The 23072-nt window shown below is 58.9% G+C and carries 20 protein-coding genes; 5 read left to right on the plus strand and 15 right to left on the minus strand.

The window, feature by feature from the left end:
- Nucleotides 1-35: 35 nt before the first annotated feature.
- Complete coding sequence (gene btsR, locus C2U54_RS20170) at nt 36-755, minus strand: two-component system response regulator BtsR (protein ID WP_103180279.1); 720 nt, start codon at nt 753-755, stop codon at nt 36-38.
- The gene (locus tag C2U54_RS20175; protein WP_103180281.1) at nt 749-2437 is read right to left on the minus strand and encodes a sensor histidine kinase; all 1689 of its coding nucleotides are present in this window, start codon (nt 2435-2437) and stop codon (nt 749-751) included. The genes btsR and C2U54_RS20175 overlap by 7 nt, the downstream gene beginning before the upstream one ends.
- A 219-nt stretch (nt 2438-2656) precedes the next feature.
- Between C2U54_RS20175 and mlrA the strand changes: the two genes are divergently transcribed.
- On the plus strand, nt 2657-3391 hold the full coding sequence (gene mlrA, locus C2U54_RS20180; protein WP_103180283.1) for an HTH-type transcriptional regulator MlrA: 735 nt from the start codon (nt 2657-2659) through the stop codon (nt 3389-3391).
- A gap of 59 nt (nt 3392-3450) precedes the next feature.
- A complete protein-coding gene (locus tag C2U54_RS20185; protein ID WP_072036698.1) occupies nt 3451-3564 on the plus strand; it encodes a protein YohO in 114 nt (37 codons plus the stop codon).
- Here C2U54_RS20185 and C2U54_RS20190 read toward each other — a convergent pair.
- The 8 genes from C2U54_RS20190 to bglX form a co-directional block, all read right to left on the minus strand.
- Entirely contained in the window at nt 3539-4276 is a 738-nt protein-coding gene (locus tag C2U54_RS20190; protein WP_103180284.1) for an ABC transporter permease, read from the minus strand. The genes C2U54_RS20185 and C2U54_RS20190 overlap by 26 nt on opposite strands.
- A complete protein-coding gene (locus C2U54_RS20195) occupies nt 4273-5208 on the minus strand; it encodes an ABC transporter ATP-binding protein (protein WP_103180286.1) in 936 nt (311 codons plus the stop codon). Before C2U54_RS20195 ends, C2U54_RS20190 begins: the two co-directional genes overlap by 4 nt.
- Nucleotides 5201-6358: an ABC transporter permease gene (locus C2U54_RS20200; protein WP_103180288.1), complete on the minus strand. Its 1158-nt coding sequence runs from the start codon at nt 6356-6358 to the stop codon at nt 5201-5203. The genes C2U54_RS20195 and C2U54_RS20200 overlap by 8 nt, the downstream gene beginning before the upstream one ends.
- 19 nt (nt 6359-6377) lie before the next feature.
- Nucleotides 6378-7295, minus strand: coding sequence for a glycine betaine ABC transporter substrate-binding protein OsmF (osmF, locus tag C2U54_RS20205; protein WP_103180290.1), 918 nt, complete (start codon nt 7293-7295; stop codon nt 6378-6380).
- Nucleotides 7296-7365: 70 nt separating this feature from the next.
- The gene (locus C2U54_RS20210; RefSeq protein WP_103180292.1) at nt 7366-8601 is read right to left on the minus strand and encodes an MFS transporter; all 1236 of its coding nucleotides are present in this window, start codon (nt 8599-8601) and stop codon (nt 7366-7368) included.
- Between the two features lie 50 nt (nt 8602-8651).
- The gene (locus tag C2U54_RS20215; protein WP_103180293.1) at nt 8652-10211 is read right to left on the minus strand and encodes an MFS transporter; all 1560 of its coding nucleotides are present in this window, start codon (nt 10209-10211) and stop codon (nt 8652-8654) included.
- Nucleotides 10208-11560: a glycoside hydrolase family 28 protein gene (locus C2U54_RS20220; RefSeq protein ID WP_103180294.1), complete on the minus strand. Its 1353-nt coding sequence runs from the start codon at nt 11558-11560 to the stop codon at nt 10208-10210. Before C2U54_RS20220 ends, C2U54_RS20215 begins: the two co-directional genes overlap by 4 nt.
- A gap of 322 nt (nt 11561-11882) precedes the next feature.
- Entirely contained in the window at nt 11883-14180 is a 2298-nt protein-coding gene (bglX, locus tag C2U54_RS20225) for a beta-glucosidase BglX (protein ID WP_103180296.1), read from the minus strand.
- 189 nt (nt 14181-14369) lie between these two features.
- Here bglX and dld point away from each other — a divergent pair, with 189 nt between their 5' ends.
- A complete protein-coding gene (gene dld, locus C2U54_RS20230; protein WP_103180298.1) occupies nt 14370-16127 on the plus strand; it encodes a D-lactate dehydrogenase in 1758 nt (585 codons plus the stop codon).
- Nucleotides 16128-16230: 103 nt separating this feature from the next.
- Nucleotides 16231-16785, plus strand: coding sequence for a GNAT family N-acetyltransferase (locus tag C2U54_RS20235; protein ID WP_103180299.1), 555 nt, complete (start codon nt 16231-16233; stop codon nt 16783-16785).
- Nucleotides 16786-16884: 99 nt separating this feature from the next.
- On the opposite strand, the gene pbpG is transcribed toward C2U54_RS20235, so the two are convergent.
- Together pbpG and C2U54_RS20245 are read right to left on the minus strand one after the other, a co-directional pair.
- Complete coding sequence (gene pbpG / locus C2U54_RS20240) at nt 16885-17805, minus strand: D-alanyl-D-alanine endopeptidase (RefSeq protein ID WP_103180301.1); 921 nt, start codon at nt 17803-17805, stop codon at nt 16885-16887.
- Nucleotides 17806-17972: 167 nt separating this feature from the next.
- Entirely contained in the window at nt 17973-18560 is a 588-nt protein-coding gene (locus C2U54_RS20245) for a Yip1 family protein (RefSeq protein WP_103180303.1), read from the minus strand.
- A gap of 155 nt (nt 18561-18715) precedes the next feature.
- Here C2U54_RS20245 and C2U54_RS20250 point away from each other — a divergent pair, with 155 nt between their 5' ends.
- Nucleotides 18716-19276 (plus strand): DedA family protein, encoded by a 561-nt coding sequence (locus C2U54_RS20250; RefSeq protein WP_103180304.1) that lies wholly within the window; start codon nt 18716-18718, stop codon nt 19274-19276.
- Nucleotides 19277-19279: 3 nt separating this feature from the next.
- Here the strand turns inward: C2U54_RS20250 and C2U54_RS20255 are convergent, their stop codons facing one another.
- The 3 genes from C2U54_RS20255 to C2U54_RS20265 all read right to left on the minus strand — a co-directional run bounded on the left by C2U54_RS20255 (nt 19280) and on the right by C2U54_RS20265 (nt 23062).
- Entirely contained in the window at nt 19280-20053 is a 774-nt protein-coding gene (locus C2U54_RS20255; RefSeq protein WP_103180306.1) for an SDR family oxidoreductase, read from the minus strand.
- Nucleotides 20054-20105: 52 nt separating this feature from the next.
- On the minus strand, nt 20106-21524 hold the full coding sequence (gene mdtQ, locus C2U54_RS20260) for a multidrug resistance outer membrane protein MdtQ (protein WP_103180308.1): 1419 nt from the start codon (nt 21522-21524) through the stop codon (nt 20106-20108).
- 143 nt (nt 21525-21667) lie between these two features.
- Nucleotides 21668-23062: a glycoside hydrolase family 1 protein gene (locus C2U54_RS20265; RefSeq protein ID WP_103180309.1), complete on the minus strand. Its 1395-nt coding sequence runs from the start codon at nt 23060-23062 to the stop codon at nt 21668-21670.
- Between the last annotated feature and the right edge of the window lie 10 nt (nt 23063-23072).

The raw sequence follows: 23072 nt of genomic DNA on the forward strand, positions 1-23072 counted from the left end.
GTGTCGATGATGCAATGGCGCGCAGTGTAGCAGTTTTACAGCCCTATCGCCTCTTTCAAACTTTTCAGGTAGCGACGGCTGACCGGCACCGTCTGTCCGGCGCGCAGCACCAGTTCCGCCTGACCGTTCTCTTCAAGGCGGATCTCTTTCAGATGCGCCATGTTCACCAGGTACTGGCGATGGCAGCGCAGCAGCGGCGTGCGGCTCTCCAGAGTACGCAGCGTCAGCTCGGTAAAGCCCTCTTTGCCTTCGTGGCTGGTGACAAACACCCCGCTCATCCGGCTGCTGACAAAAGCCACGTCCTCCATCTGCAGCAGATAGATCCGGCTGTGGCCGGTACAGGGGATAAACTTCAGCGGCTGCTGGTGTTCCGCCAGCAGCGATACGTCCTGCACGTTGCGCTCCTGGCGCAGGCGGTTAAGCGTTTTTTCCAGCCGCGGCTCTTCGATGGGTTTCAGCAGATAGTCAAAGGCGTGCTCTTCGAACGCTTTTACCGCGTATTCATCAAAGGCGGTGAGAAAGACAATGTAGGGTCGATGTTCCGGGTCGAGCATGCCCACCATCTCCAGGCCGCTGATGCGCGGCATCTGGATATCCAAAAACAGCACGTCGGGACGCAGCTTGTGCACGGCGCTAATGGCTTCAATGGCGTTAGCGCACTCGCCGACAATCTCAATATCGCTGTGCTCCTGCAGCAAAAATCGCAGGTTTTCTCGCGCTAACGGCTCGTCATCGACAATCAGCACATTCAACATGCGTGTTCCTCCAGAGGCAGTCGTAAGGTTATACGGGTAAAGCTGTCGGGCTCACAGGTGACGGTAATGCCGCAATCTTCGCCAAAATGGGCGCGCAGACGCTTGTCCACCAGCCCCATTCCCAGGCCTCCCCCCTCTTTTGCACCGCTATAGAGCCCGGCATTGTCTTCAATATCCAGCACCAGATAGCGGTTAAAGCGGCTGGCGGTGATGGCGATCTCGCCGGTGCCCAGCAGCTGGGAGGTGCCATGCTTGATGGCGTTTTCCACAATCGGCTGCAGGGTAAAGGCTGGCAGCTGCTGCCAGGCCAGCTCATCCGGCACCGACAGCGTCACCTGCAGACGCGACTGGAACCGGGCCTGCTCGATTTGCAGATAGGCATTCACATGCTCAATTTCATCCGCAAGGGTGACAATTTCCGAGGGCCGCTTCAGGTTCTTACGGAAAAAGGTCGAGAGAAACTGCACCAGCTGCGTTGCCTGATCGCTGTCCCGACGGATCACTGCCTTCAGGGTATTGAGGGCGTTAAACAGAAAATGCGGGTTCACCTGAGCGTGCAGGAGCTTGATCTCCGACTGGGTGAGCAACGCCTTCTGCCGCTCATACTGCCCGGCGAGGATCTGGGCCGAGAGCAGCTGGGCGATCCCCTCTCCTAATGTTCGGTTGATGGAGCTGAACAGACGGTTTTTCGCCTCATACAGCTTGATGGTGCCCATCACCCGCTGGTTTTCACCGCGCAGGGGGATCACCAGCGTCGAGCCCAGCTTGCACTGCGGATGCAGCGAGCAGCGGTACGGCACCTCGTTACCGTCGGCGTAGACTACCTCACCAGTCTCGATGGCGCGAAGCGTATATGCGGACGAAATCGGTCTGCCTGGCAGGTGATGGTCATCGCCGGTGCCGGTAAAAGCCAGCAGCTTTTCGCGATCGGTAATGGCGACCGCGCTGATATCCAGCTCCTGGTGCAGCACCTGCGCCACCTTCATGCTGTTCTCTTCGTTAAAGCCCTGACGCAGGATCCCCTCCGTCGAGGCCGCAACCTTCAGCGCCGTTGCCGAAAAGGCCGAGGTGTACTTTTCAAACATGGCCCGCTTATCAAGCAGGATGCGCATGAACAGCGCGGCGCCTACGGTGTTGGTGACCATCATCGGCGCGGCAATGCTGCCCACCAGATGCAGGGCATCCTCGAAGGGACGGGCGATCAGCAAAATGATCAGCATCTGTACCAGCTCGGCCACCAGGGTTATCGCGCCTGCAGTAAGGGGACTGAAGACTTTATCCGGGCGACCGCGACGGATCATCACGCTGTGGACGAGGCCGCCAAGCAGCCCTTCGACAATGGTCGAAATCATACAGCTCAGCGCCGTCATGCCGCCCATTGAGTAGCGGTGCAGTCCCCCGGTCAGCCCCACCAGTCCGCCGACAACCGGGCCGCCGAGCAGGCCGCCCATCACCGCGCCGATCGCACGGGTGTTGGCAATGGAGTCTTCGATATGCAGGCCCAGATAGGTGCCGAGAATGCAGAAGATAGAGAAGGTGACGTAGCAGAGCAGCTTGTGCGGCAGACGAACGGTGACCTGCATCAGGGGGATGAACAGGCGTGTTTTACTCATCAACCACGCGATGACCAGAAACACACACATCTGCTGAAGCAGCAGCAACACCAGATTAAATTCGTACATACCCACAAACCGCAAATTCTTAAAGCGCGTAACATACACCGAAGCGCAATAACTTTCTTTGCAGTCAAAGAACGAAAATGTGTTTTCGTGTGAGCCATCACACCTTTAGCCGAACATAATCTGATATTCGCATTTTTTTTGGGAAAAAAGAGCGAAACTTCCTGGTTCAGCATTCTCCGTCTACAGTTAATCTGGGCATGCGCAAGCCGGAGGGAAAACATGGCGCTCTACACGATAGGAGAAGTGGCACTCCTGTGTGATATCAATCCTGTGACGTTACGGGCATGGCAGCGACGTTACGGATTACTGAAACCGCAGCGAACCGACGGTGGCCACCGGCTGTTTACGGATGCGGATATCGACCGGATCCGTGAGATCAAAGGCTGGATCGATAATGGCGTCCAGGTCGGGAAGGTTAAAACGCTATTGAGCCCGGAAGGTCAGAAGGAGCAGGACATCTGGCGCGAACAACAGGAGGTGCTGCTGCGTTATCTGCAATGCGGCCATCTGCACCGTCTGCGTATATGGATCAAGGAACGAGGCAGTGAATACCCTGCGCAAACCCTTATTACCCAACTGTTCATCCCGTTACGAAGGCGTCTGCAATCGCAGCAGCCCACGCTCCAGGCACTGCTGAGCGCGCTGGACGGCGTACTTATCAACTATATCTGTATTTATCTTGCTACGGCGCGAAAGAAGAACAGCAAAGATGCGCTGGTAGTCGGCTGGAACGTGCACGACACGACTCGCCTGTGGTTTGAAGCGTGGATTGCCGCCCAGCAGGGCTGGCGCGTCGACGTGCTGGCGCATTCGCTGGCTCAGCTGCGCCCGGAGCTGTTCGACGGACAGACGCTGCTGGTCTGGTGCGGAGAATCACCGACGGCGGCGCAGGAGCAGCAGCTCACCCAGTGGCAGGCGCACGGCTATCCCGTCTTCCCGCTGAAAGGCAATTAATGGTTCATTAACACCCGCGCTTCACCGTATAATCGCCCTGTTAACATCAGGAGCACATTATGAAGGCAACCAAAGTCGCGGTTATCACCCTCTTCTTTCTCATGGCCGTCAGCGGTATTGGGGGCGTGATGCTGGCAGGTTATTCGTTTATTGTCCGTGGCGGTGTTGGCTGAGGCTTCGTGCCAGCCGTTCGAAGGCGCGATCGACCACAATCGCCACCAGCGCCACCAGCAGCGCACCCTGGATAATATAGGCGGTATTAAAGCCACTTAAGCCGATAATAATCGGCGTCCCCAGCGTGTTTGCCCCTACCGTTGAGGCAATGGCTGCGGTACCGATATTCACAATCACCGAGGTGCGGATCCCCGCCAGCATCACCGGCGCGGCCAGCGGCAGCTCGACGTTGCGCAGGCGCTGCCAGCCACTCATCCCCATCCCTTCGGCTACGCTGATGGCCGCCGCGGGCACTGCCGCCAGCCCCGCCAGCGTCGCCTGTAAAATCGGCAGCACCCCATAGAGGATCAGCGCGATAATCGCCGGCTGTTGGCCAAAGCCCATCACCGGTACCGCAATGGCCAGTACCGCCACGGGCGGGAAGGTCTGCCCGACGGCGGCGATGGTCTCCACCAGCGGGCGAAACTCCCGGCCCGCCGGCCGCGTTACGGCAATCCCGGCGCCTGCCCCCACCACGATGGCAAAGAGGCTGGAGATGCCGACCAGCCAGAAGTGGGCGAGCGTCAGGCTAACGAAGCTCTCCTGCTGGTAGACCGGGCGCGGCAGCTCCGGGAACAGCGCGCTGAAGAGCGGCGCGCTGTAGGGCATCAGGAACAGGAGCGCCACAAACAGCGCCACCAGCCACAGAAGTGGATCGCGTAATAGCCTCACGACGCCTCCCGGGCCAGCAGATCGCGAAACCAGAGCGTGCCGCACGGCCTTTCCTGATCGTCCACCACCGGCAGACGCTCACAGCCCTGGCTGACAAATGCCGAGAGCGCATCCCGCAGGCTCATGGACGCCCGCAGCGGGCTGGACTCGCCCGAGGTGATTTCCGGGCGCATCGACTCGCCGACCGTGCGCAGCGACAGCAGGCGTACGCCCAGTTCGCTGCGGCCAAAAAACTCGCGCACAAATCCATTCGCCGGTCGGGTCAGCAGCGCCAGCGGCGTCCCCTGCTGCACTACCCTGCCGCTGTCCATCAGCACCAGGTGGTCTGCCAGCCGGAGCGCCTCGTCGATATCGTGCGTTACCAGAACAATGGTCCGCCCCAGAATGCGATGGATGCGGGTCATCTCCAGCTGCAACGCGCTACGGGTGACCGGGTCGAGGGCGCCAAAAGGTTCATCCATCAGCAGCACCTCCGGGTTAGCGGCCAGTGCCCGCGCCACACCGACCCGCTGCTGCTGCCCGCCTGAAAGCTGGTGCGGATAGCGCTCACGCAGGGCAGGATCCAGCCCCAGCAGCGCCATCAGTTCATCCACCCGGTCGTCAATCTGTTGCCGAGGCCATTTTTGCAGCTGCGGCACGGTGGCGATGTTGCGCGCCACCGTCCAGTGCGGGAAGAGACCGATGGACTGAATGGCATAACCCATCCGCCGACGCAGCTCCAGCACCGGCAGGCTGCGGATCTCCTGCCCGGCAAAGCGGATCAGACCGCTGTCATGCTCCACCAGTCGGTTGATCATCTTCAGGGTGGTCGATTTGCCCGAGCCCGAGGTGCCCACCAGCACCGTGAAGGCCCCTTCGGCAAAGGTCAGATCCAGATTGCTGACCGCGGGCTCGCCGGCAAAGGTTTTACTTACATCATCAAACTCAATCATCGGTTCTCCTTCGCAGCAGGGCGATCCACAGCGCAAACAGCGCGTCCACCACCACCGCCATCACGATGGTCGGTATAACGCCCAGCAGCACCAGATCCAGGGCGCTGCTCAGCAGCCCCTGGAACACCAGCGCGCCGAATCCTCCGGCGCCAATTAAGGCCGCTATCACCGCCATCCCCACGGTCTGCACCGCCACTACGCGCAGGCCGCGCAACAGCACCGGCAGGGCCAGCGGGAGCTGGATCTGCCAGAAACGCTGGCGGCTGTTCATCCCCATCGCGTCGGCGCTCTCCAGCACCTCGGCGGGCACCTGGCTGAGCCCCGCCAGCACCCCGCGCGCCAGCGGCAACAGGGCATAGAGCACCAGGGCGATCAGCGCGGGCGTCAGGCCGGTTCCGGCAATGCCCAGCGAAGACAGCCACGGCCAGGCGCGGGTCAGCCCGGCAAGCGGGGCAATCAGCAGGCCGAACAACGCCACGGAAGGGATGGTCTGAATGATATTCAGCACCGCAAACACTGGCCCCTGAGAGGCCGGACGGCGATAACAAAGCAGCCCCAGCGGCACGCCAATCAGCAGGGCCGGGATGAGGGTGCCCAGCAGCAGCGTGAGGTGCTGCTGCCCGGCATCGTTAAAGACATCCTGCCGGTTGGCGTACTCTTTCATCAGCGAGAGGGCGTTGAGTTCGCCGCTGAACAGCAGCAGCAACGGCAGGATCCAGATTTGCGCCTGCAGCAGCCAGCGCCAGAGCGGCGGCAGGTTAAGCCGACGAATGGCATCGCTGCAGGCGAGCAGGCAGAGCGCCAGCCAGAGCCACAGGCCGCTGCCCACGGCAGTGCGCGCCAGCGGACTTTCGCTGCTGGCAAGATGCGTGGCGGCAAGCCCCGCGCTCCAGACCAGCCCGGCGAACAGCAGCTCGCACACCACAAGCGTCGCCACCACTGCCCCGCGACCACGCATCAGTGCAAGCACGATTAACAGACCCGGCACAATAAGCAGCAGTGCAGGCGAGAACGCCCACACCTGCCAGACGGCACGCCCTTCCCCGGACACCAGCCGGTTCGGGGCAAAATTCACAAAGGGTAGCGCGGCTGCAGCCAGGGCAATGAGAGCCATCAGCAGCAGCACGCGGTTATGACATCTTATCGGCACAGCACAGTCCTGCGGCGGGTTATTTCACCAGCCCTTTTTGCTTCAGGTAATCTGCCGCCACTTTTTTGGCATCCAGCCCCTCGACTGCAATGCTGGCGTTCAGCTGTTGCAGGGTTTTCTCATCCAGCGTTTCAAATACCGGCTTCAGCCAGGCGTCCAGCTCCGGATAAGCCTTCAGCACCGCCTCGCGCACCACCGGCGCCGGGGCATAGATCGGCTGAACGCCTTTTGGATCGGTGAGGGTTTGCAGACCCAGCGCCGCTACCGGGCCGTCGGTACCGTAGGCCATCGCCGCGTTCACGCCCGAGGTTTGCTGAGCGGCTGCTTTGATGGTGACGGCGGTATCACCCCCCGCCAGTGAGAGCAGCTGGCTCTGATCGAGCTTGAAGTCATAGGCTTTTTCAAAGGCAGGCAGGGCATCCGGGCGTTCGATAAACTCGGCTGAGGCGGCGAGTTTGAAATCACCCTTCTCTTTCAGGTAGCGGCTGAGATCCTCAAGGGAGGTGAGTTTGCCTTTCTCCGCCACATCCTTGCGTACCGCGATGGTCCAGGTGTTATTCGCCGGAGCCGGGGTAAGCCAGATTAGCTTGTTCTGTTCGGCATCGAGTTTTTTCACTTTCTCGTAGCCATTGCTGGCATTTTTCCACGCCGGGTCATTTTCATCTTTGAAGAAGAAGGCCCCGTTGCCGGTATATTCCGGGTAGATATCCAGTTCGCCGGAGGTGATGGCGCCACGCACTACCGGGGTAGTACCCAGCTGCACTTTATTGACGGTTTTGACGCCATGGCTCTCCAGCACCTGCAAAATAATATTGCCCAGCAGCGCCCCTTCCGTATCAATTTTCGACCCGACCTTTACCGGCTCCGCTGCCTGTAATGGCAGGCTCAACGCCGCCAGCAGCGCCGCTGAACCAACAATCCCCTTTAAAATAGTCATTCCGCTTTCCTCATGATTTTGCCGCCTTTTTCAGAGGCTTGAGAGAAAAGCGTAGTCGATAAGTGGCGTTTTAGCGCGTCTCAGGCAGTTTTAACGGCAGGGTAAGCACGCTGGCGGCAAAGTAGAGCATGGCGATCACCCACAGCGTTCCCTCCACGCCGAGGGGGGCCACGCAGAGGGTGATAATCAGCGGCCCGACAAAGTTGCTCAGGCCGGAGCCCAGATTGAGGCAGGCGATCGCCGCGCCTTTGTTATCAGGAAGCAGGGAGGGGATCAGCGCGCTGAGCGGCCCGAACGCCCCGAGCCCAATGGCATAGAGCGCTAAGGCGCAGAACAGCGCGGGCTCGCTGTTACCAGACAGCACCGGGGCGTAGCATACCGCCACCATCGCCAGCCCGCACAGGGTGCCGGAGAACCAGACCACCGTGTTACGCCAGCCGATGGTGTCCCCCAGCCAGCCAAAGAAGTAGCTGGCGAAAATATTAACAACGTTCACCAGCCCCCAGATGGTGAGCCACGTCGCGATACTGAAGCCAAAGCGCGGCAGGTAGACCGGCATCAGGATCACCAGCGAAAATTTGCCGATGTCGTTGATGGTTTTGACGATCACCGCGAGACGCATTTTAGGCTCCCGCACCATCACCATGATCCCTTCGGTGAGTGCCGCCCCCATGCTGCCGCCCTGCGCCGTCTGCGGCCGATCGGGATTGAGCACCAGCGCGCAGAACGCCCCCAGTACCACAAAGATAAAGCCGCTCAACAGGGTGGCGGTTTCGCCGATCCGCGGCAGCATCAGGCTGGCGTACCACGGTCCGATAATGGTCATCCCCACGCCAAAGGCGATCCAGAACCAGGAAACCGCCCGCCCCAGGATACGCGGCTCGCAGCGCTGGTTAATCCAGACCAGAAACGAGTAGGCAAACAGCGGGTAAGCCACGCCGCGCAGGGCGTAGCTGGCGACCATCAGGGGGTAGTTTCCCTGCGGCAGGGCATAGCCGATAAACGGGATCGAACCGAGAAAGTAGATCGCCGTGGCACTCCACATCAGACGACGCAGGCCCAGTACCCCCGCGCCGATCCCCGCAAACCAGGAGATCACCGCCACGCACAGGCCGAACACCGATGAGAGCAGGCTGATGTGAAACGCATCAAAGCCGCGGTTTTGCAGCATCGAGGCCAGCCAGCTTTGCTCGATGGTGGCACCGGTAATAAACAGAAAAATGCCGATAAAACCCCAGCTCAGTTCCCGGGGCAGACCCAGTCTGGCCCAGATCCCTTGCTGAATATATACGCTGTGTTCTGTCATGTGCTTCGTCCTGAAAGACCGGGGGCCCGGACCCGGTCAGCCTGTGAGGATCAGGCGTTGGTGAATTGCGGAGGGCTCTGACGCGCCATCATCCGTTTGCGGTTGAGATAGCCAACGGTGTTCTCGCCCCAGCAGTGCTCATACGGCATACCGGTCAGGCTTTCGATAACCGCACGGTTTTCCGCGCTGACGGTCGCCTTGCTGCCGCCCTGCTTCAGGCGCGCCACCTCTTCGTTCAGAATGGCGTGGGTGCGGCTGTTGATGCGGAACTGGCAGGCCGACCAGATCCCCCAGACGGTGAGGATCATCGGTAGCACAATCATGATCACCATAATCATGTTGATGGCAGACTGCGGCTGCGCGGACTGCCCGGAGACAAAGCCCGACATCTGCAATGCCACGCCAACAAGGAAAATCGACATCGCCTGAGAGGCCTTACGCAGCAGACTCATAAAGCCGGCGAAGATCCCCTCCCGACGCTGACAGGTGAGGATCTCGTCCACGTCTGCCACGAAGGTGTAGTTATTCCATGGAATGGCGTAGATCCCGCCGCGCGCCAGGCCGGCAATCGCCGCCCCGGCATACAGCAGTACCATCCCACCGGTCTGGTGGAAGTACGCTGACACCAGCAGGGCAAAGGCCACCAGAGCCATTGAGGCCTGGGTGGCGAAGGCCCGGGACGGGGAGTAACGCAGGGTCAGCCAGGTGGCGATCCCGACGCCAAAGAATTGCAGGGCATTGATCACGCCGAGCAGGTTAGAGGCCATCACCGACGAGGTCATCAGGGCGAAGACCACGAAGTAGGTAAAGACGGAGTTGAAGATATCCTGCGCCACTGAACCGCCCAGATACATCCCGAGGTGCGATCTGAACGTTTTGATTTTCAGGGTGGAGAGGAAATCGTAATAGATATGGTACGTCCGGGTTGCCAGCGGCTCCTTCTCTTCCTCTTCACTGTGGGCTTCGCTCTGCTGGATCTCCTCCAGCGAACGTTCCCAGGTGCCGAAGTAGACAAAGAACAGTACGATCATAAAGGAGACGGTGAAAATGGCGCCGGTATAAAAGAATGACGCTGACGACTCCGGCCCGAAGTATGCCACCAGACGTCCCGGCAGGAAGGCGGCAGCAAAACCGGCCAGTTGGGCGATATACATGCGGGCGCTGGTGAGTTTTGAGCGCTTTTTGAAGTCGGAGGTCATCTCTGCCGACAGGGTGTCGTACGGGATGATGATCATGGTGTAAACGATCTCAAACAGGATGTAGAACAGCAGGTACATCCAGTAATTGAAGCCCTCCACCCACAGCAGGCTGTAGACCGACACCAGCGGAATGCTGGCCAGCAGGAAGAAGCGGCGACGGCCAAAGCGTCGGCCCAGCGCCGTCTTATGGAAGTTATCGGAAATGTAGCCGATGACCGGACACATGATCACATCGACAATACGCGCCACCGCAAACAGCGAGCCCGCCTGAATCGGCGTCAGCCCGCAGAAGGTGGTTAAGAAAAACAGCAGCCAGGCGCTGACCAGCGTGAAGGCACCGGAGCCAATCACATCTGCCAGCCCGTAACAGACATAGTTACGCAGTTTAATTTCTCGCACTTTTTTTATCATTTTGTATTCCCTGTATTCGCCGGGTAAGTTCGGATGCTCTCTTCATCCCAGCCCGCAGGTAACGGCAGCGGACGGGCAATCTGGATGACGTGCAGCTGTAATCCCTCAACACCTGCGGCATAGAGCGCGGGCAGTCCGTGCGGATAGCGTTCTACGCCGTAGGCGCGCCCCGTTTGCGGGTTAACGCGCCAGGCGTTATCCAGTCCCATCCCTGTCGGGCGCGCGGGGTTACAGGGAGGGCGCACGTCATAGCAGCCCTGCTCCTCGCTGGCGCTCAGGCGCTGAGAGAAGCTCAGCCCGTTAAAGGTGATGTCGTGAATGGCGCCCGGCACGTCGCTGTGCAGGTTGATAGCCCCTTCCCCGCTTCCGCTGAGGCTTAAGAACGTGACCTGGCTTATCTCGCCGGGCGCGACGTTGGGCGCGCGGTGGCGGACGGAGACAAAGACCGGATCGGCTTTTCCCCAGTGGCAGGGATCGCCGTGCCGGCAATCAAAGACGATATTGCTGAACAGCATCTGGCTGAACCGTCCGCCGTCGCGGGAGACCAGGCCGATGGCGCGGTTGGATTCGAAAATGACGCAGTTGCTGACCACCAGGTTGCGGATGTCGGCAAAGGTCTCGGTGCCCACTTTGATGGCGCAACTTTTTGAGCGAATGATGCAGTTATTGACCGTGACGTTCTCCATCGGCTGCTGCAACGCTGCGCTTTTGGCGGTGGTCTTCAGGCAGATGCCGTCGTCGGCGGCGCTGAAATAGCTGTCGCTGAGGTGCACATGCTGGCAGCTGTCGAGATCCAGCGCATCGGTATTGGAGAGCGCCAGATCGTTATCAATGGTGATCTGTTTGATAAAAACATGCCTGCAGCTGACCAGGTGCGCGGTCCACATGGGTGCGTCGTACAGCGTGATATCGGCGATCCGCACCTGCTCGCACCCTTCCAGCACCAGCATGCGCGGACGATGGGTTTTCGGCTGACGGTAGCCCTGGGCGTCCGGCGCTGGCGCAAACCAGGCGCTGGCATTGCCGTCGATGCAGCCTGGACCGCACAGGGTCAGGTGATGGGCATCACGCGCATAGAGGAGCGCCATTCTGGAAAGCTCGGCCATGCTTTGGGTTTCGCAGGCCTGGTAGTCCGCCTCATGGGGGCTCGCCAGCAGACGCGCACCGGCTTCCAGATGCAGGGTGAAGTTTGACGGTAATACCAGCGTGCCCGTCAGGTTGGTACCCGGCGTGATCACCAGCGTACCGCCACCGGCCTGGGCGAGGGTCGCAATCAGCCCCTGGAGGAGATCGGTGACGGGAGTCAGACCGCTGCGGTCGAGAACGACATTTTCTAACGAGAGCTTCATGTTGATACCTGTCAGCTGTTAAGTGACAGGCATTTAACGCCGTTTTATCCCCCTGCTCGCGGGCCCTGTCTGGGGATTTTGAGCGAAGAGTGAAGATCGTCACGCCAGGATAAGGCGGTAGAAAGGGCTTTTGATGGGGTTCACGTTTTATCAGGGGCGGCAAAAATGAAGTGTGAAAATCATCACAAATCACCTGCCAGGGAGGGATAAAAAAGAGGGAATCAGGTCGGTTTCAGGCGGGACGGGAAAAAAATTGCGGGGCCGATCACGAATCAGGTGAGGCGGCCCCGTCTGGATATTGCCCGGCAGCGCCGGGCTATTTTTACAGCAGTTCGAACTCACCCTTGTTTACGCGGGCAGAATCCGTACCGATAAAGACGTTGAACTTGCCTGGCTCAGCGTCATATTTCATCTGCTGATTCCAGAACTTCAGCGCATCCACGTCGATCGGGAAGCTGATGGTCTTCGTTTCACCCGGTTTCAGGTTAACCTTCTCAAAGCCACGCAGCTGTTTTACCGGGCGGCTCATGGAGGCGGTAATATCCTGAACGTACATCTGAACCACCGTCTCCCCTTCACGTTTGCCGGTGTTGGTGACATCCACGCTGGCGGTCACCGTGCCGTCCGCCTTCATGGTCGGGGCCGACATTTTCACCTCAGAAATCTTAAAGGTGGTGTAGCTCAGGCCATAACCAAACGGATAGAGCGGACCATTGGCTTCGTCAAAGTAGCGCGAGGTGTACTTGTTCGGCTTGTCGGCGTTGTAAGGACGGCCGGTATTCAGGTGGCTGTAATAGACCGGGATCTGCCCCACCGAGCGCGGGAAGGACATCGGCAGTTTACCCGACGGGTTGTAGTCACCAAACAGCACGTCGGCAATGGCGTTACCGCCCTCGGTACCGGCGAACCAGGTTTCCAGAATCGCGTCAGCCTGCTGATCTTCTTTCACCAGCGCCAGCGGACGGCCGTTCATCAGCACCAGCACCAGCGGCTTGCCGGTGGCTTTCAGCGCGGCAATCAGATCGCGCTGGCTTTGCGGCAAGGTGATATCGGTACGGCTCGAGGCTTCATGCGCCATCCCCTGAGCTTCACCCACGACGGCCACGACCACATCAGACTGCTTCGCAGCATTCACCGCTTCGTCAATCATCTCCTGGGCGGAGCGCGGATCGACCTTCACGGCCTCTTCATACTGGTTGAGGAAGGTGACGATGTCTTTATCGTTGGTGACATTGGCCCCTTTGGCGTAAATCACTTTGCCTTTGTCGCCCAGCGCATCTTTAATGCCCGTCAGCACCGTGACGGACTGATCCGCCACGCCTGCCGCAGACCAGCTGCCCATCACATCGCGTTTGCTGTCGGCCAGCGGGCCCACCACCGCCACGGTGCCAGATTTCGCCAGCGGCAGGGTCTCGAGACGGTTTTTCAGCAGCACCAGGCTCTCACGCGCCACTTCACGCGCCTCTTTGCGGTGCAGGCGGCTTTCAGCGTTGGTGTCTACCGGGTCAGACTCTTTTGGCCCCAGGTGGCTGTACGGATCGTTAAACAGCCCCATATCATATTTGACGTTCAGAACATGGCGCGTGGCGTCATCCAGCTCCGCCATGGTGACCTTACCGCTCTTCACCAGACCCGGCAGGTACTTGCTGTAGTACTCATCGCTCATGCTCATGTTGATGCCGGATTTCAGCGCTACCCGCACCGCATCTTCCGGATCCGCCGCCGTGCCGTGCTTGATCAGCTCCTTGATCGCCCCGTGATCGGAGACGGTGATGCCCTTAAAGCCCCACTTGTCGCGCAGAACCTCTTTCAGCAACCAGCTGTCGGAGGTGGCCGGCGTCCCGTTCAGGGAGTTCAGGGCCACCATTACCGCGCCGCTGCCGGCATCCAGACCCGCTTTGTACGGCGGCATATAGTCGTTAAACAGGCGCTGCGGGCTCATGTCGACGGTGTTGTACTCTTTACCGCCCTCCACGGCGCCATAGGCGGCGAAGTGTTTGACGCTGGTCATCACCGAGTAGCGATCTGCCGGGCTTTTGCCCTGCATCGCTTCTACCATGGTTTTACCCATCGTCGCGGTGAGATAAGTATCCTCCCCGAAGCCTTCTGAGGCGCGGCCCCAGCGTGGATCGCGGGAGACGTCCACCATCGGGGCCCAGGTCATGTTGAGGCCATCATCCGCCGCCTCGTATGCAGAGACGCGACCGACGGTTTTCACCGCCTCGAGGTTAAAGGAGGAGGCCAGGCCGAGGCTGATCGGGAAGACGGTACGCTGGCCGTGAACCACGTCATAGGCGAAGAATAACGGGATTTTCAGGTGGCTGAGTTCCATCACCTGATCCTGCATCTTGCGGATATCCTGGCGGGTGACGGTGTTGAAAATCGCCCCTACCTGCCCGTTTTTAATCATCTCGCGAATGGCTTCTTTCGGATTATCCGGCCCGACGCTGATGAGGCGCAGCTGGCCGATTTTCTCATCAACCGACATCTTAGTAAGCAGGTCGGTTACAAATGCGTCCCGGGCTTCCGGCGTGAGCGGATGATTGCCAAACAGGTCGTCAGCCAGCGCGGGTTGCAGCGCCAGACTTACAGCCACACCTACAGAACAGAGCCATTTCATTTCGTTTACTCTCTCATCAATAACCGCCGGATAGTCGCGGCCAGACCGTACGAAAAGCGCAGTGTGCCATAAACCCTCTGAACGTTGCAGGGTTTATTCTCTGATTTTTCTGGTGAATAGTCGTTCGCTTAAACATTAATCGCGCTATGATTTTCGACGACGCATTTGAATAACCACAAGGGGTGGATGATGTCTTCTGTACAACTGCACGATAACACCAGCTTCATTAACGAGTTGTCACGTCTGGTAGGCCAGGCGCACCTGCTTACCGACGCCGCAAAAACCGCCCGCTACCGCAAGGGCTTTCGCTCCGGCCAAGGGGACGCGCTGGCGGTGGTGTTCCCGGGCACGCTGCTGGAGCTGTGGCGGGTACTTAATGCCTGCGTCGCGGCAGACAAAATCATTCTGATGCAGGCGGCCAATACCGGCCTGACCGAAGGCTCCACGCCGAACGGCAATGATTACGATCGCGACATTGTCATCATCAGCACCCTGCGCCTCGATAAGCTGCATCTGTTGGATAAGGGCGAGCAGGTGCTGGCCTACCCGGGCACCACGCTCTACTCCCTGGAAAAGGCGCTCAAGCCGCTGGGCCGGGAGCCGCATTCGGTGATTGGCTCCTCCTGTATTGGCGCCTCGGTGATCGGCGGGATCTGCAATAACTCCGGCGGCTCGCTGGTGCAGCGCGGCCCGGCCTATACCGAAATGTCGCTGTTCGCCCGCATCGATGAGCAGGGCAAGCTGACGCTGGTGAACCATCTGGGTATCGATTTAGGGGTCACGCCGGAGCAGATCCTCAGCAAGCTGGATGATGACCGCGTTAAAGATAGCGATGTCCTGCATGACGGGCGCCACGCTCACGACCATGATTACATCAGCCGGGTACGTGAAATTGATGCCGACACCCCGGCGCGCTATAACGCCGACCCGGACCGTCTGTTTGAATCCTCCGGCTGTGCCGGCAAGCTGGCGGTCTTTGCCGTACGCCTGGACACCTTCCCGGCCGAGAAACGCCAGCAGGTGTTCTATATCGGCACCAACCAGCCGGAGGTGCTGACCACTATCCGTCGCCACATTCTCGGGGAGTTTACCCATCTGCCGGTTGCCGGCGAGTATATGCACCGGGATATTTACGACATCGCCGAACGCTATGGCAAAGACACCTTCCTGATGATCGACAAGCTCGGCACCGACAAGATGCCCTTCTTCTTCACCATGAAGGGACGCACCGATGCGATGCTGGAGAAGGTGTCGCTGTTTAAGCCTAACTTTACCGACCGCTTCATGCAGAAGCTGGGCAGCGCATTCCCGGCACACCTGCCGCCGCGGATGAAAAGCTGGCGGGATAAGTATGAACATCACCTGCTGCTGAAAATGGCGGGCGACGGCATTGCCGAAGCGCAAAGCTGGTTGAGCGAATTCTTCAAAACCGCGGAGGGGGATTTCTTTGCCTGCACCCCGGAAGAGGGCAGCAAGGCCTTTTTACACCGCTTTGCCGCTGCTGGCGCCGCGATCCGCTATCAGGCGGTTCACGCCGACGAGGTAGAGGATATTCTGGCGCTGGATATCGCCCTGCGCCGCAACGATACCGAATGGTTCGAAAAACTGCCGCCGGAGATCGACAGCCAGCTGGTGCATAAGCTCTATTACGGCCACTTTATGTGTTACGTCTTCCACCAGGATTACATCGTTAAAAAAGGGGTCGATGCCCACGCCCTGAAGGCGCAAATGCTGGCCCTGTTGAAGGCGCGCGGCGCGCAATATCCGGCGGAACACAATGTCGGTCACATTTACGAAGCACCGGATTCATTAAAACAGTTTTATCGCGCTAATGACCCAACTAACAGTATGAACCCGGGGATTGGCAAAACAACCAAGCATAAAAACTGGAAAGAGGAGTCAGAAACAGTGCGTAATGGCTCGCAAGCTACTGATCACACCAGTTAGCCCGAACGGACCTACTATTAAGCCCCTATAAATCGTACTAGAGTAGCCACGGGTCGCCAGAGAAACGTTTCTCTGGCTTTTTTTGATGAGGAGCGGACATATTATGTCGGCTGTTGAAACTTTCTCCGAAACTGACGTTCAGGTTCGCGATGCCGAGCTTGAGGATGCGCATGCCATTGCCGCCATCTATGCCTGGCACGTGCTGAACGGACGCGCATCGTTTGAAGAAGTGCCTCCTACCGTTGACGAGATGCGCGAGCGCATACACGCGGTGACCAGTCAGGGGTTGCCGTGGCTGGTGGCGCTCTATCGGGGTATCGTGGTGGGTTACTGCTACGCCACCCACTATCGTGCACGCCCCGCCTACCGTTATACCCTTGAAGAGTCGATTTACGTCGAGGCCAGCACGCCCGGACGCGGCTTTGGCAGCGCGCTGCTGAGCGCCCTGATTGCCCGCAGCGAAGAGGGGCCGTGGCGCCAGATGATCGCCGTGGTGGGCGACGGGCCAAACAACGCCGGGTCGTTACGCCTGCATAAAAAGCACGGTTTTGAAGTGGCGGGGCAGCTCAGAAGCGTGGGATATAAGAAAGGTGACTGGCGCGATACGCTAATTTTGCAGCGCCCCCTTAACGAGGGTGACTGGACGCTGCCGGAGTAATCTATTTCAACGCGGTATTGCCGGGTGGCGCTGCGCTTACCCGGCCTACACAACCCGTAGGCCCGTGCAAGCGAAGCGCCGCCGGGCATTAAACGCGATTCAATCGTTCTGCGCCGTCGCCATCTGGGCGGCTTTTTGCTTTTTGTAGCTCAGGGCCGCGGCGGGAACCGGGGTGACTTTTCCGGTTTCAATCCAGGTCCGCAGCCGGCTGGCATCGGCAAAGTGGGTATATTTGCCAAAGGCATCCATCACCACCAGCGCTACCGGCTTGCCATTAAAGACCGTGCGCATCACCAGACAGTGGCCCGCCGCGTTGGTAAAGCCGGTTTTAGTCAGCTGGATATTCCAGTTATCGCGGTAGACCAGATGGTTGGTGTTACGAAACGGCAGGGTATAGGCCGGATGCGAGAAAGTGGCCATCTCTTCGCGGGTGGTGCTGAGCTGGCCGAGCAGCGGATACTGCTTAGTGGCAATCAGCAGCTTCGTCAGATCCTGCGCCGTCGAGACGTTATGAATCGACAGACCGGTTGGCTCCACAAAACGCGTCTGGGTCATGCCCAGCGCCTTCGCTTTGGCGTTCATGGCGCGGATAAAAGCGTCATAGCCGCCCGGATAGTGGTGGGCCAGGCTTGCCGCGGCGCGGTTTTCCGAGGACATCAGCGCCAGCAGCAGCATATTTTTACGGCTGATTTCGCTGTTCAGACGCACGCGGGAATAAATCCCTTTCATCTCTGGCGTATGGCTGATGTCGACGCGCAGTTTTTCATCCAGCGGCAGCCGTGCATCCAGCACCACCATCGCGGTCATTAATTTGGTAATCGAAGCGATCGGGCGCACCAGATTCGGGTGGCTGGAATAGATCACTTTGTTGGTATTCAGATCGACGATCATAGCGCTGCCGGAAGCAATCTCCGGCTGTGTCGCCGTAGCCACAGCGGCAGTGTTGGCGATTGCGGGGGTCGCCACTGGCACAGCCAGCAACAGAGCAAGACTCAGTAAAGAAACGCGGAATTTCAGCATGGTGAGATTTCGGATAATTATTCACGCACGTAATAACGTACGCCGCCCGGGCCGAAGCGAGAACACGGGCTGGCTAAGGCATCATAGCCGTCCGGATGCCTTGCTACCAGTAGTTAATCGTGAACAGATGCTGCATTGCTGGCAATTCTGCCAGCAATGCAGTGACGTCAGAAGAGACGATATCCATAACCCCAAAGAATAACCGTCAGCGCCAGTAACACTTCCAGCAACAGCACGCCGATGGCGAGCGTAGAACCGGAAAAGCTGCGGCCCTCCTCTTTATTGATATTCAGGAAGGTAGGAATACCGATATAGAGCAGATAACCGGTATAAAACAGCGCCAGGGTGCCCACCAGCGCGCAGAGCCAGACAATAGGATAGAGCGCCACAATCCCGCTTAAAAATAGCGGCGTTGCCACGTAACCGGCAAACACCATGCAGTGCGCCAGGGAAGGACGCTGCGGATAGCGACGCGCCATCCAGTAAATCACCCGCCCCATTACCGCCACCCCTGCCAGCATCAGCGCGTAAAAGACCGCGGCCAGCGCCAGTCCGGTTGTCCACGAAAGTTTTACAATGTTGCCGTCGTCAAAATCCCAGCCAATTTGCGTGGTACCAATGAACGCGCAAATTACCGGTACGGCGGCCATCAACAACACATGGTGGGTATAGTGATGGCTGACCGTTTCGTTTTCGCTTCTGATCACGTGCATTTCACGATCGGGATGGGAAAAGAGTCCCCAGACATGGTTCATAACGCCCCCTTGTTGTCGGCCCGCTAGCGATAACTCAAGTATAATGCAGCCTGAGATTATTTTTTGAGCAACACAAGGAAATGGTCATTGTCGGTTCATTGACAGAGGGAGTGTATGATTAGGCAGACTTTCTCAGGACAGCTACGCTTACCCCTATGGACATTAATACTCTCATTGCACAGTATGGCTATGCCGCGTTGGTTATTGGCAGCATAGCGGAAGGCGAGACTATCACCCTACTGGGTGGCGTGGTGGCGCATCAGGGGCTGCTGCGTTTTCCCCTGGTCGTGGCCGCAGTAGCGCTGGGGGGCATGATCGGCGATCAGCTACTCTATCTGCTTGGCGTCCGGTTTGGTCCGGCGATCCTGCGGCGCTTTTCCCGCCATCAGAAGAAAATCAACCGCGCCCAGCAGCTGATCCAGCGCCACCCTTACCTTTTCGTGATCGGCACCCGCTTTATGTACGGTTTCCGCATCATCGGCCCGCTGCTGATTGGGGCCAGTCACCTGCCGCCAAAAATTTTTCTGCCGCTGAACATTGTGGGCGCCATCATCTGGGCGCTGCTCTTCACTACTTTAGGCTACGTGGGCGGTGAAGTGCTGGAGCCCTGGCTGCACGCGCTGGACCAGCACCTGCGCCACTGGATCTGGCTGATTGGGGTGCTGGTGCTGGTTTTCGCGGTGCGCTGGTGGCTTAAACGCCGGGATCGCAGCTAAGCATTACTGCTCCGGTTTAAACTGCGGATTGCCCAGCATAAAGCCCCCATCGACGATAAATGACTGTCCGGTGGCGTAGCTGGCGTCGGTGTCACATAGCCAGGCGACCAGGCTGGCAATCTCTTTGGTATGCCCCGGCCTTGCCAGTGGAATGTTGGGCATAGAGCCGGGCTTCACTTCGCTGTCGTCCATGTCATTCATCGGGGTGGCAATGGCGCCCGGCGCCACGGCGTTCACCAGAATGTTATGGTGAACCAGCTCCATCGCCATCGACTTGGTCAGGCCGCCGAGGGCGTGTTTGGCTGAGGTGTAAGCGCTGGCCTCCGGCAGCGGCGTGTGTTCATGCACCGAGGTGATATTGACGATACGTCCCCCCTCCCCCTGCTTCACCATCTGCCGGGCGGCGATCTGCGAACAGAGAAATGCCCCGTCCACATCGACGCTAAAAATGGATCGCCACTGGTCATATTCCATCTCAAGAAACGGCGCTTTGGTCATCGCTCCGGCGTTATTGACCAGCACGTCAAGACGGCCGAAACGTTCAATCAGCGTCTCGATGGCTTTCGCCCCGTCCGGCAGTTGGCTGAGATCCAGATGGATGGCCTCTGCCCGCTGCCCGCGCGCCTCGATCTCGCGACAGGTTTTCATCGCCCCTTCTTCATCCGAGTGCCAGGTCACGCCAATATCAAACCCACGCTCCGCCAGCATCAGCGCTGTGGTTTTGCCGATTCCCGAATCTGATGCCGTTACAATAGCCACACGATTGGTTGAACCCATACTCACCTCCAGAAAAGAAGACAAAGAGATAAGTATAGTTACTTCTCACTTTTCACCCGTGGTGATAGCCGCCGCCGAGCGCAGAGGTGAGTTGCAGGGTGGCATCCACGTATTGCCCCTGCAGCGCAATCCCGGCGAGTTGTTCCTGCAGGGCGGGGATTCTGGCCTCGCTGACGCGCGAGCCTGCGACAATCCCGGCGTTGAAACGCGCCTGCGCCAGGGCCACGACCCGGGCGGCATCGGCTTCCACGCGCTGCTGATGTTTATTTTTTGCCATCAGCGTTTCAACGTCGCTGGCGCAGCGGGTCACCTGATTGACCGCCTCCACCACCGCTTTGTTGTAGTGAGCAATCGACAGATTGCTTTGCGCCTGGGCAATATCAAGATTCGCATTCAGGCGTCCGCTGTCAAAAATTGGCAGGGTCAGACCGGCGGTGACGCCCATCTGCTGCGCCGAGGAGCGGAACAGATCGCTTAAGTGCAGCGCATCCTGTTGCAGGAAGGCCATCAGGTTTACATCGGGATAGAAGGCCGCTTTCGCCGCATCCACCTCATGCAGGGAGGCTTCGATATACCAGTGCGCCTCCTGTAAATCAGGGCGGCGAGCCAGTAATTCATAGCCGAGGGTCGACGGCAAATTGCTCTCCACAGTGGGCAAGGCATGCGGGGTGAGCTTCACCGTCGGGGAGTTGGTGAGCGCCGCCAGACGTGCCTCGATGGCTTTCATTTTCCCCTTCACCTCCGCCAGTCGCTCATCGGTTTTACTGGCGCTAATGTCGGTTTCCACCCCTTCCACGGAAGAGGTAATGCCATGCTGGTATAGCTCCCGGTCGGTACCGATAATCTTGAGCTGCTCCTGTTTGATGGCGGTTAAGAGATGCCCGATGGCCGCCTGGGTCTGCCAGTCCCAGTAAAGACGCGCCACGCTGCTGGCAAGCAGTTGACGGGTCTGCTGCAGCTCCGCCTGTTGTGCATTGACCTTCCCGATGCGGGCTTCCACCTTGGCGCGGTTTTTACCCCACAGATCCAGATCCCAGCCGGCGGTCAGGCCAAAGGTGCCGTTGGTATACCAGGGGCCGGTGGTTCCGGCCGCCGGATCGGTTATCGCGAAGGGGCCCATTAGCCCTTCGGCTGACATCTTCTGGCGCTCTGCATCGGCAGAGAAATTAACCTCCGGGCCATCGGCAGCCATGGCCATTTTGGCCTGCGCTTCGGCAAGGGCGATGCGCTGACGGGCAATGGTCATATCCGGCGCATCGGCCAGGGCTTTGGTAATCAGCTTATTTAATTCTGGATCGTGAAAATCTTCCCACCAGCTATCTTTAGGCCACTGGCCGGCAGCCAGGCCGGTATCGATTTTCGCAGCGGGGATCTGTTGATTAAGCGAGGCAGCGGGATCGTGGCCGGGCGCGCAGGCAACCAGAAGCAGAGATAAAGGCAGGCAGCAGAAATAAAAAGTCGAACGTTTCATCACGTTATTCACCCCAATAAAGAAGGGGGCAAAATACGCCCGTCTCGCCTCCTTTGTTTAGGAATGGGTGGCAATCCACAATTTGTCATACCTTTACATACCTGGAAAAGGCGCCCGGGGCGTGGCGGGCGCCATTGCAATCATCAGGCTTTCAGCGAAGCGCCTTTGGTCGCAATCACCTCCTGATACCAGTAAAAACTCTTCTTGCGGCTGCGCGCCAGGGTGCCGGCCCCGCTGTCGTCACGATCGACATAGATAAAGCCGTAGCGTTTTGAGAGCTCCGCTTTGGAAGCACTCACCAGATCGATCGGCCCCCAGCTGGTGTAGCCCATCACTTCCACGCCGTCGTCAATCGCCTCGCGCACCTGCACCAGGTGGTCGTTGAGATAGCTGATGCGGTAATCATCCTGCACCCTGCCGTCGGCGTCCGGCTTGTCCTTCGCCCCCAGGCCGTTCTCAACAATAAACAGCGGCTTCTGATAGCGATCCCAGAGCACGTTCAGCAGGGTACGCAGGCCAACCGGGTCAATCTGCCAGCCCCACTCCGAGCTTGCCAGATGCGGGTTAGGCACCATGCTGAGGATGTTGCCGCGCGCCTGCTGGTTCAGTTCTTCATCGGTAGTGACACAGCCGGTCATGTAGTAGCTGAAGGAGATAAAGTCGATGGTCGTTTTCAGCGCCTCGCGATCGGCCTCCGTGACGTCAAGCGTGATGCCGTGATCGCGGAAGAAGCGCAGCATATAGCCCGGGTACGCCCCGCGGCACTGCACGTCGCCGAAGAACTGCCAGGCGCGGTTTTCCTGCAGGGCTTCCAGCACGTCGTCCGGCTTGCAGGTCAGCGGATAGACCAGGCCGCCCAGCAGCATGTTGCCGATTTTGGCATCCGGGATGATCTCGTGGCAGGCTTTTACCGCCAGCGCGCTCGCCACCAGCTGATGATGGATCGCCTGATAGACCTCCGCCTTGCTGCTGGTTTCCGGCAGGCCGACACCGGTCATCGGCGCGTGCAGGGACATATTGATTTCGTTAAAGGTGAGCCACAGCTTTACCTTGTGCTGATAGCGAGTGAAAACGGTGCGGGCATAACGCTCGAAGAACCCGATCGTCTGGCGGCTCCCCCAGCCGCCGTACTGCTTCACCAGCCCCCACGGCATCTCGTAGTGCGAAAGGGTCACCAGCGGGGTGATGTTGTGGGCCGCCAGCTCGTCAAACAGTTTGTCGTAGAAAGCCAGTCCGGCCTCGTTCGGCTGCTGTTCATCGCCGTTCGGGAAGATACGCGTCCAGGCAATGGAGACGCGCAGGCAGCTGAAGCCCATTTCGGCAAACAGTCTGATGTCCTCCGGGTAGCGATGATAGAAATCGATCGCCACGTCTTTGATACCGCTGTCGCCCGCCACGCGCTCCACCACCGGGCCAAACACCCCCTGGGGCTGTACGTCAGAGGTGGACAATCCTTTGCCATCGTCCAGATAAGCGCCTTCTACCTGATTCGCGGCAACCGCGCCGCCCCATAAGAAATCGTCCGGGAAAGTTTTCATTCGGTTCTCC

Origin of the sequence: Leclercia sp. LSNIH1, assembly GCF_002902985.1 — a bacterium.
Lineage (GTDB): Bacteria > Pseudomonadota > Gammaproteobacteria > Enterobacterales > Enterobacteriaceae > Enterobacter.